Origin of the sequence: Leeuwenhoekiella sp. A16 (assembly GCF_047946675.1) — a bacterium.
Lineage (GTDB): Bacteria > Bacteroidota > Bacteroidia > Flavobacteriales > Flavobacteriaceae > Leeuwenhoekiella.
This window is the reverse complement of sequence record NZ_CP172313.1, coordinates 4,070,016-4,081,190: the sequence shown is the minus strand read 5'-3', so window position 1 is coordinate 4,081,190 and position 11,175 is coordinate 4,070,016. Positions and strand designations below refer to the sequence as shown.

Here is an 11,175-nt window from a genome sequence, read left to right as displayed (position 1 = left end):
ACCAAAAAAATCATCTTAAATATTGTTACCTCTAGAACCTCTGGAACCATTGCTATTTCCAGATCGCTGAGTTCTGTTGTTGCTTTGAGTTGCTCTGCTGCTTCTTGCAGGGCTACTGCTTTTTCTCGCGCTGGGGGTTACAGTTCTTTGGCTACTTCTGTTAGTCGCAGGAGCAACAGTTCTTTGTGTTCTTGTTGCACTTGCTCTATTTGTATTAGGTGAGCTTGTGCGCGTGGCTCTTTGTGTTTGAGTGCGTTGTTGCGTAGCGGTCGCTGCTCTGTTTGTTCTATCACTGCTTCTGCTTACAGTAGAGCGATTTGTGCTAGTGTTTGCTCTTGATGTACTACTTCTGGTTACAGTTGCAGATCTTCTTGAAGCCGCTGCTGCATCTTGATTTACAGTTCTTTGAGCATTATTGCGCGTAGTTTCATATTGTCTTCTGCTTGTAGCACTATTAGGTTGTGACCTTGTAGTTCTAGCTGTAGTAGCAGCGTTTTCTCTTCTGCTTATACCACCCTCATTGTTATTTGAACGTGCCAACGTATTAGATTGTTGTCTGCGAGCGTTACTTCTCGCTGTATCATAATCACCTCGTCTTATATCGTTATGTGCTACTCTTCCGTCTGGTTTATTGAATTGACGATAAGCATTTGCATAACCATTTTTATAGCCTAATTGATAATGATTTCTATGATATACATAACTATATCTCACAGGTCTGTAAAATCTTCTGTATGGAGTTGTATATACAAGACATCTGTCAAAATATGGTCTGTAGAAATAATCGTGATAAGGTCTGTAGGTGTAATATCTGTTATAGGGATTTATATATCCTGAAACATGTGAAAAAATTCCGCCATTATAATAAATATTTAGTCCGCCCACGCTTACTATACGATTACTGTTATAGTTGATGTAAACATCTCCTGCTTGTATAATGCGCCCCCAGTTATCATAATAAATAGGCACATCTTCTATTTGAATAACAGCCCCATATTCATCATACTGCACATATGGGTCATAATCATAACCTGAGTTAAAACTAATATTTACGGGACCGGTATTTACATTTACGTTTACCCCGCTTACCACCTGAGGCAAAAGAAAATCAAATTCACCATCTGGATATACAGAAAACTCGATACCACGTTCTATAAAAATATATTTTGTACCGTCATAGCGGTAAGGTCTGTTTGTTAATCCATCCATTTCTGAAGCTTCCATGGGGGCTATGCCAGTAACTAAGGCAAGAAATAAGTAAATAAGATTTTTCATGATTTTGGATTTTAAATTTGTACTCATTTAGATTTTCTTGATGGGTACGTTATGTTTAAATCAATGAGTATGCCAAAGTAAAAAAAGCTTCCTTTTTCTGTATTAAGTATAGAACATCCAGCTGATAATTAATGATTTACTCGAGTGATTGTAACAAATCTTAAAAATCGGTGTCAAATAGGTAATTATCAATCATAATCAATCAAAAAATGGTATTACGAGAAGACAGATCTTTATTAGCAGTAGCTCATATAAGCCAGTTGCTCGATCTTATTACAGTTATAGGTGGCTTTATAGTTCCTCTTTTGCTGTGGTTAACACAAAGAGACAAGGTTTATGCAATGGACGTTCATGGCAAAGCGATTCTTAATTTTCAGCTAAGTATGTTTGTATACAGTATAATTTGTATACCGCTGATCTTACTTTTTGGTTTAGGAATAATAGGTTTTATCATAATAGGTATTGCAGCTGTAGTTTTTCCTGTGATAAATGCGATCAAAGCGTCTAATGGAGAAGAACCTCATTATCCTTTAAATATTAGATTTATAAAATAGAAAGGTTAGAATTTAGTTTATAATAAGAAACCCACGCTTTTGAGGCGTGGGTTTTTTCATTTATTAAGAAAAGTTTCTGTTAGCGATCGCTCACTGTAAAGTCAGGATAAGCACTCATACCATGCTCATGACCGTCAAGACCTTCTATCTCTTCTTTTTCGGTTACTCTAAGACCAATGGTTTTCTTAAGAATAAATAATATAATGAAAGAAGTAGCAGCAGACCATGCGCCTATTGCAACAACTCCGGTTGCCTGCACACCTAATTGTGCAAAACCACCACCGTTTATAAGTCCACCATCTATAGCAAATATCCCTACCAGTAATGTACCTAGAGCACCACATACACCATGTACAGATACAGCACCTACAGGATCATCTACTTTTAATTTTTTGTCTATAAATTCTATTGATAAAACTACAACAAGGCCACATATAGCACCAATGATTGCAGCAGAAGCAGGGCTTACAGCAGCACAACCGGCAGTAATACCAACTAATCCTGCAAGAGTACCATTAAGAGTCATAGAAAGATCTGGTTTACCATATCTTATCCATGTCGTAAACAAGGCAACTAATGCGCCTGCAGCAGCAGCAAGGTTAGTGGTAATAACGATCATGGCAACGTGATTAGCGCTATCTCCTGAGATGGCTAATTCTGAACCGGGGTTAAAACCAAACCATCCTAACCAAAGGATAAATACGCCTAATGCACCATACATCATATTGTGACCAGGAATCGCATTGGCTTTTCCGCCAGTGTATTTTCCTATACGAGGACCCACAAGAAAAGCGGCTACAAGACCAGCCCATCCACCTACAGAGTGAACAACTGTAGAGCCGGCAAAATCAATAAAGCCTAAAGAAGTTAACCAGCCATCACCCTGCCATACCCAGTGACCCGAGATAGGATAGATGAAAACCGTCATAAGTAATGAGAAAATAAGATATGTAGAGAACTTAGTTCTTTCAGCCACAGCACCAGAAACGATCGTAGCGGCTGTTGCACAGAAAACGGTTTGAAAGAATAAATTGTGCATATCTGTTGGGTCACTATAGAAAAGTGAAGGAGTACCTATAAAGCTGCCTATATCATCTCCGTACATTATAGTGTATCCTATAACCCAGAAACCTAATGAACCGATAACAAGGTCCATTATGTTTTTCATAATTATATTTATAGTGTTTTTCGATCTGGTAAATCCAGCTTCAACTAATGTAAATCCAGCTTGCATAAAGAATACAAAGATTCCCGCAATTAGTATCCACATTAAGTCTAATACAGCGTTTGTTTCCATATTAATTATTTGTAGTATTATTTTAATTAGTTAGTTTAGTTTTAGTTGATTGTTTCACCACCCTTCTTACCGGTGCGTATGCGATAGGCTTCTTTCACGTCTGAAACGAAAATTTTACCATCACCTACCTCGCCAGTACGCCCGGCTGTAAGAATAGCATCAATTGCAGCTTGTTCAAATTCGTCATTGACTACTATTGAAAGATATCTGCGTTGTATATCACTCGTGCTATAGGATACCCCACGATAAACGCTACCTATTTTCTCGTTTCCGAGACCGGTAACATCCCAATACGAAAAGAAGTTTATTCCCTTATCATGAAGAGCTTCTTTAACCGCATTAAATTTGGATTTCCTAATAATTGCTTCTACTTTTTTCATTTTATAATTGGATTATTAAGTTTTAGAATGAATAAACAGCTGCAAGGATAAATGATCCTAAAGAACCCTGAGGTTTGAAGTCGTTATCAAGAAATGCGTCTTCGCTTGCAGAATCTAAACGTAATTCTGGAATAAGTTTTAAATCACCCACAGTTACATTTCCAGAAAGTGTAAAGGCAAAAACATTTGCATCACCTTCCATATCATAAGCACCTATTGCGCCTGCACCACCGTTAAATTCGCTAAAATATTCTGGTCTCACGCCTAAAGCGAAAGTGTCGCTAAATGCAAGTTGAGCATAAAGAGCTACACCGTAGAAACCATAATCGTCGCTGTTATCATCTATGATACCAGTAGCTGAATAATATTCGCCAGAGGCTGTTGTGTTGTAAGTTGTGTTAAGACCCAGGTAAAACGTATCTGTAAGATCAAAACCTGCTGTAAGATCTACCTGAAAAGTACTTCCGCCAGAGTATGTATCTACACTGTCACCCATAGAATCAAGCTTACCATCCTGATCGCCATAGATGAAATTTAAATAAGCGCTACCCGCATCAACAGAATATCCTAACTGAGCACCTAAAGTGTATGTCCCAAACGGATTGTAATCTGTCCAGTCTGTTGGGTTCATAACAGCAAGCATCGCACTCCATGAATCGTCTAAAGCAAAATCAGCTTTTATACCAGTGTGTGAGAAAGGCCCATAAGAAAACATGTAAGAAGTAGAATAGTTGAAGTTGTCTACAGGTGAGATTACTTCGTAACCTAAAAACGTGTTCCAGTTACCAAAGGTAAGTGTTACTTTATCGCTAACATTCCAGTATACATAAAGTTGGTTTACAATGTTTGCGCTGCCTATAGAGTTAAAAACGGCATCATTACCACGAGGGCCAAAAACAAGATCTGCAACAGCTCCTACTTTTTCACCTTCATAATTTAAAACAACATTAGCCATACCTAAAGCAAAGCCAGGGTCATTTGCAAATGATGAGCCAGGTGCCGGAGCATAATATCCCTTATCTGAATAATCTCTGTTAAATGAATTAATATTTGCTCGATAATAGGCATCTACAGAACCCGAAATGCTAAAAGATTTTGCCGGCGTTTCCTCCTCCTGAGCAAATGAGAACAATGCGCTGAACATTGCCATTGTAAAAATGATTTTTTTCATGTCAATAATCGGTTAATTGGTGAATAGCTAATCTAAGATTTATTTCACCACCCCCTAAACGAAATGGGGGTATAAGCTATATTTTTATTATTTATTCATATAAACCCCCTAAAAATTTAAGGGTATCTATTCGAAATCGATATATAAATAGATTAATTGACAAATATGTTATAAAAAATGTCCTGTTTTAACTAAAAATTCTCTTAAAAAGGGGTAAAAACGTACCGAAAACGTCAAATATTAACTAGATGTTAAGAATAAGTAAAATTTAAAAAATCCCGAATACGGGCAAAAAGTCCCAAAAACCGATTGAAAAAATGCAACAACTTCTAAGTTCTATTGATTTATTTTTAGTGGAAGGTTTCTTTTTTGCTAAAAATGGAATAATGAAAATCATTTAACCTAAAATTATCCTTATATTATTTTATTGAATAGTTTTATGTTTCCATTAAATTAAAGTGGCCAAATTATGAAAGCGAAACAGGGGTTATATTCACCAGAGTTTGAACACGAAAATTGCGGGGCAGGATTCATTTGCAGCTTAAAGGGAAAGAAGTCAAATGACATCATTCACAAGGCTCTTGAGATTCTTGAAAAATTAGAACATCGCGGGGCAGTAAGTAGTGATGGTAAGACAGGTGATGGTGCGGGTATATTAATAGATATCCCTCATGAGTTTTTTGTAGCTCAATGTGAGTTTGATCTGCCTGAAGAAAGGCAGTACGCAATGGGGAATGTTTTTCTTCCCAAAAAGGAAAATCAGAGAGAATATTGTAAAGAAGTTTTTGAGAAGCAAATAGAAGCCCGCGGTCTTAAATTGATCGGGTGGAGAAAAGTGCCGGTAAATTCTAGTTTTCTGGGAGATATCGCAGCAGAGGTTGAACCACATATAGAACAAATCTTTATTGGTAAGCCCGATGCAGAAATGGATGAAAGGCAATTTCAGATAAAACTTTTTACTGCGCGCAAGGTAACAGAGCATATTGTTCTAGAAAGCAAACTTTCTGAAAGAACATATTTTTACCTGCCCAGTTTATCAACTAAAACTTTGATATTTAAAGGTATTTTAATGCCGGAAGATATTAAGCTGTATTATACAGATCTTCTTGATACGCGAGTAAAAACAAGACTTGCACTTGTGCATCAGCGCTTCTCAACAAATACCTTCCCAACCTGGGATCTTGCCCAGCCTTTTAGATATATGTGTCACAATGGTGAGATAAACACGTTGAGAGGTAATATATCCAGAATGAACAGTAGAGAAGAATTGCTGCAAAGCGATCTTTTTGAGGAAGATATGAAAGCTTTGTTCCCTATAATAATCAAGGGGAAATCAGATTCTGCATCTATGGATATGGTTGTAGAATTGTTACTGATGTCTGGCAGATCCCTGCCTGAAATTATGATGATGCTTGTTCCGGAAGCATGGGAAAAGCATAAGGATATGAGCGATGGTAAAAAGGCGTTCTATGAATTTAACAGCTGTATTATGGAGCCTTGGGATGGTCCTGCTTCTATACCTTTTACAGATGGAGATTATATAGGTGCGGTTTTAGACCGAAATGGATTGCGTCCCTCACGGTATTCAGTTACAAAAACGGGTAATGTTATCATGTCTTCAGAAACTGGTGTTCTTGATCTTGAGCCGGGAAATATTGCTTTCCACGGGAGATTAGAACCAGGAAAGATGTTTCTGGTAGATATGAACGAAGGCAGAATCATCAATGATGAAGAAATAAAAGAAAATATTGTATCTAAGAATCCATACGGTCAATGGCTTTCTGAAAAACGTGTGCATTTAAGAGATATACCTTATCGCGATGGCGATGTTGTTCACGACAGTACGCATATAGATTTACGTAAGAATGTCTTTGGTTATTCAAAAGAAGACGTAAATACGATCATTCTGCCTATGGCAGGTAAAGGAAAAGAGCCTTTGGGTTCTATGGGTACAGATACTCCGCTTGCTGTACTTTCTGAGCGTCCTCAGCTGCTTTACAATTACTTTAAGCAGTTATTTGCACAGGTTACAAATCCACCGTTAGATGGCATCCGTGAGGAGCTTATAACAGATCTTAGTTTGACACTTGGTGCAGATACAAACTTAATGAAGATCACTCCAGATTATTGTAGAAAGATCCGCATTCAGAATCCGGTGATTTCTAAAGAAGATCTTGATAAAATAAAGAATTTTGACAATATAGATTTCAAAGTGACCAGCATACCTATTCTGTATGAGGCAAAACGTGGCTTAAACGGGATGGAGCAGGCTCTAGATAAAATGTTGAGATTAGCTTCAGAAGCTATAGATAAAGGCACAAAAATTCTAATTCTTTCAGACAGAGGAGTAGATGAGAAATTTGCGCCAATCCCTGCTTTGCTTGCTTGTTCATATTTAAACAGCGGTTTGTTTAAACTTGGCAAACGTTCTAAGATGAGTTTTATCATAGAATCTGCAGAACCTCGTGAAGTGCATCATTTTGCGCTGCTTTTTGGTTATGGTGCAAGTGCCATTAATCCATATATGGTTAACGAGATCATTCGTGAAGAAATAGAAGAAGGTAATCTTCCTAATATTTCATTTACAGAAGCTATTGAGAATTATAACAAAGCTGTGGGTAAAGGAGTGGTCAAGGTCATGAATAAGATAGGTATCTCGACCTTAAATTCATACCGCGGTTCTAACCTGTTTGAAGCTTTAGGTCTTAATTCTAAACTTATTAATAAGTACTTCCCCAATACACCTAGTCGTATAGAGGGAATTGGCTTGTATGAGCTAGAGCAGGAAGTAGCAAAGCGACATTACCGTACGTTTAAAAGTCAGGATATTTCCGGAAATCTTGAAATGGAAATTGGTGGTGAATATCGCTGGAGACGTAATGGAGAAAAACATATGTTTAATCCGCTTACGATCGCAAAACTTCAGGAAGCTGTTAGGCAGAATAATCCTAAAACGTATAAAGAATATGCAGACCTTGTTAATGAGCAGTCGCGTCAACTAATGACGATACGAGGTCTGTTTGAGTTTTCAAATTATGATCCTATCCCTATTGATGAAGTAGAGCCATGGACAGAGATTGTAAAAAGATTTAAAACAGGAGCAATGTCTTATGGCTCTATAAGTAAAGAAGCCCATGAGAATCTTGCAGTTGCTATGAACCGTATAGGCGGTAAAAGCAATAGTGGTGAAGGAGGAGAAGATGCAGAACGTTTCTATAAAAGTGCAAATGGTGACTGGCGTAATAGTGCTATAAAGCAGGTGGCTTCAGGTAGATTTGGTGTTACCAGTAATTACCTCACCAGTGCTGCAGAAATACAGATCAAGATGGCACAGGGTGCAAAACCCGGTGAGGGAGGCCAGTTACCTGGTGAAAAGGTCAATAAATTCATTGCAAAAACCAGAAATAGTACTCCGTATGTAGGTCTTATTTCGCCACCACCACATCACGATATTTATTCTATAGAAGATCTTGCACAGCTAATTTATGATCTTAAATCTGCTAACCGTTCTGCACGAATTAATGTGAAACTGGTTTCAGAAGTTGGAGTTGGGACAGTTGCTGCTGGGGTTGCTAAAGCGAAAGCAGATGTTGTTCTTATATCAGGTTACGATGGTGGTACAGGTGCATCGCCATTAACATCATTGCGCCACGCGGGATTACCCTGGGAACTTGGTATCGCTGAAGCTCAGCAGACTTTAGTTTTAAATAACCTGCGCAGCAGAATAAGGCTGGAGTGCGATGGTCAACTTAAAACTGGTCGGGATGTAGCTGTGGCTTGTCTTTTAGGGGCAGAAGAATTTGGTTTCGCAACTGCACCTCTTGTTGCTTCAGGTTGTATCATGATGCGTGTATGTCATTTAAATACATGCCCAGTAGGTATAGCCACTCAGAATCCGGAGTTAAGAAAGAAATTTAAAGGTCAACCGGAGCACGTTGTTAACTTCATGTATTTCATCGCAGAAGAATTGCGTGAGATAATGGCAAAACTTGGTTTTAGAACTATTGATGAAATGGTAGGTCAGGTACACAAACTTGATCGCAATAAAGCTATAGAGCATTTTAAAGCAGCAGGTGTAGATCTGTCACCTATTTTACACAAAATAGAAGCACCAGAAGGCGTGAGTGTTTATAATAACGAGGTGCAACAACACGAACTTGAAAAGTCGATAGATTTTGAAATTATCGAGCGAGCACATACTGCTTTGTTCCGTAAAGAAAAAACAGTTCTTGATCTTAATATTCACAATACAGATAGAGCTGTAGGAGCGATATTAAGTAATGAGATTAGTAAGATTTATGGGGAGCAGGGTTTACCTGATAGTACGCTAAAGGTAAACTTTAAAGGTTCTGCAGGTCAAAGCTTTGGTGCCTTTGCAACGAAAGGTCTTACACTTAAAATTGATGGTAACGCAAATGATTATGTGGGTAAAGGTCTTTCCGGAGCCAGACTAATTATAAAAATACCAGAAGAGTCAACATTCAACGCAGAAGAGAATATTATAATAGGTAATGTAGCATTATATGGCGCCACTACAGGGGAGGCTTATTTTAATGGTGTTGCCGGTGAGCGTTTCTGTGTGAGAAATAGCGGTGCTAAAGCTGTTGTAGAAGGTATTGGTGATCACGGCTGTGAGTACATGACTGGCGGTGTTGCTGTTATTCTGGGTAAAACCGGAAGAAACTTTGGCGCAGGTATGAGTGGCGGTATTGCTTATGTTTATGATGAGCACGATCAATTCATTAAGAAATGTAATGGCGAAGCCTTAAATCTTGATCCTGTAATTGAAGAAGCAGATAAGAATGAGTTACATGAATTAATCACTAACCATTACAATTATACACAAAGCCGATTGGCGCAAAAAATGCTGGAAGACTGGGATTCTTATTTACCTAAATTCATCAAGGTATTACCTGAAGAATACAGACTGGCATTGATACGATTAGAAGAAGAAGAGAAATTAACTGATTTAACTGAGTAAGATATATTTATGGGAAAGACAACGGGATTTTTAGAATATGAAAGAAAAACCGAACCATACAAACCAGTTGAGGAACGTATAAAAAAATACGAGGAATTTACCATTCCCCTTGAAGAAACAGAAATTAAGAAGCAAGGTGCTCGCTGTATGGATTGCGGGATTCCATTTTGCCATAGCGGTTGCCCTTTGGGTAATTTAATACCAGACTTTAATGATGCCGTTTATAAAGGCAAATGGGAAGAAGCATCGCGCATTTTGCATGGCACAAATAACTTTCCTGAGTTTACCGGGAGATTATGTCCTGCACCTTGTGAAGAAGCTTGTGTTCTAGGTATCAATGAAGACCCTGTTACCATTGAAAATATTGAAAAGAATATTGGAGAACAGGCCTTCAAAAATGGCTGGATAAAGGCAGAACCGCCGTTGCATCGCACTAATAAGAAAGTTGCAGTGATAGGTTCAGGACCCTCAGGTCTTGCTGCCGCACAGCAGCTTAATAGGGCTGGTCATACAGTGACGGTTTATGAGCGTGATGAAAAAGTAGGCGGATTATTGCGATACGGAATTCCTGATTTTAAGATGGAAAAACGAGTTATTGATCGCAGATTAGCAGTTCTTGAAGAAGAAGGTATCAAATTTGTTGTGAATGCTCATGTAGGTAAGGATATACCCGCAGCTGATTTGAAAGCTGAAAATGATGCTGTAATTCTTTGTGGAGGCGCAACCGTAAGACGTAATCTTCCTATTAAGGGAGCTGAGCTGAAGGGTATTCATCAGGCAATGGACTTTCTTCCTCAAAATAACCGTCGTGTAGATGGTTTACAATACAAAGGAGAAGATATTCTGGCGACTGGTAAAAAAGTTATTGTGATAGGTGGGGGAGACACAGGAAGTGATTGTATAGGTACTTCTATACGTCACGGTGCAGAATCTGTTGTGAACTTTGAGATCTTAAGTAAAGGCGGTCCTAATCGCCCAGAAAATCAGCCATGGCCTTATTGGCCTATGCGTTTAAGAACAAGTAGTTCTCATAAAGAAGGAGCAGAGCGCCATTTTAGTATTTCAACTAAAGAATTTTTAGGTGATGCAGAAGGTAATCTTACCGGTTTAGTTACTGTCGAGGTAGAGTGGACGCATAAACCAGGTGAGAGACCTAATTTATCTGAAGTACCAGGAACTGAAAAAACATGGGAGTGTGATATGGTTCTGTTAGCGCTTGGTTTTACAGGTAGCGAGCCCACTATTGTAGAGCAATTAGGTCTGGAAATGGATAATCGCACAAACGTAAAAGGTTCTGCGAGCAATTATATGACTAATGTGCCTGGTGTGTTTGTGGCTGGCGATATGCGTCGCGGTCAATCACTTATTGTATGGGCAATATCAGAAGGACGTCAGGCGGCACACTATATAGACTCATACTTGATGGGAAGTTCTAATCTGCCACTTAAGGGAGATGGGGATTTACCAAGGGTTTAAAATATTGCTGGTTAAAGTTACACGAGACAATAATTAGCAAG

The 11,175-nt window shown here is 38.4% G+C and carries 7 protein-coding genes; 3 read left to right on the top strand and 4 right to left on the bottom strand.

The window, feature by feature from the left end:
* Positions 1-15: 15 nt before the first annotated feature.
* Complete coding sequence (locus tag ACH3O9_RS17765) at positions 16-1,275, bottom strand: hypothetical protein (protein WP_416442679.1); 1,260 nt, start codon at positions 1,273-1,275, stop codon at positions 16-18.
* A gap of 209 nt (positions 1,276-1,484) precedes the next feature.
* On the opposite strand from ACH3O9_RS17765, the gene ACH3O9_RS17760 reads away from it, so the two are divergent.
* A complete protein-coding gene (locus ACH3O9_RS17760) occupies positions 1,485-1,829 on the top strand; it encodes a DUF4870 domain-containing protein (RefSeq protein ID WP_416442677.1) in 345 nt (114 codons plus the stop codon).
* Positions 1,830-1,908: 79 nt separating this feature from the next.
* Here the strand turns inward: ACH3O9_RS17760 and ACH3O9_RS17755 are convergent, their stop codons facing one another.
* From ACH3O9_RS17755 to ACH3O9_RS17745, 3 genes are read right to left on the bottom strand one after another with little or no spacing between them, the layout of a single operon-like run.
* Entirely contained in the window at positions 1,909-3,126 is a 1,218-nt protein-coding gene (locus ACH3O9_RS17755; RefSeq protein ID WP_416442675.1) for an ammonium transporter, read from the bottom strand.
* Positions 3,127-3,167: 41 nt separating this feature from the next.
* Entirely contained in the window at positions 3,168-3,506 is a 339-nt protein-coding gene (locus ACH3O9_RS17750; RefSeq protein ID WP_416442673.1) for a P-II family nitrogen regulator, read from the bottom strand.
* A gap of 22 nt (positions 3,507-3,528) precedes the next feature.
* On the bottom strand, positions 3,529-4,677 hold the full coding sequence (locus tag ACH3O9_RS17745) for a porin (RefSeq protein ID WP_416442671.1): 1,149 nt from the start codon (positions 4,675-4,677) through the stop codon (positions 3,529-3,531).
* Between the two features lie 469 nt (positions 4,678-5,146).
* On the opposite strand from ACH3O9_RS17745, the gene gltB reads away from it, so the two are divergent.
* Positions 5,147-9,658 (top strand): glutamate synthase large subunit, encoded by a 4,512-nt coding sequence (gltB, locus tag ACH3O9_RS17740; RefSeq protein ID WP_416442669.1) that lies wholly within the window; start codon positions 5,147-5,149, stop codon positions 9,656-9,658.
* A gap of 9 nt (positions 9,659-9,667) precedes the next feature.
* Complete coding sequence (locus ACH3O9_RS17735; protein WP_416442667.1) at positions 9,668-11,134, top strand: glutamate synthase subunit beta; 1,467 nt, start codon at positions 9,668-9,670, stop codon at positions 11,132-11,134.
* Positions 11,135-11,175 lie beyond the last annotated feature (41 nt).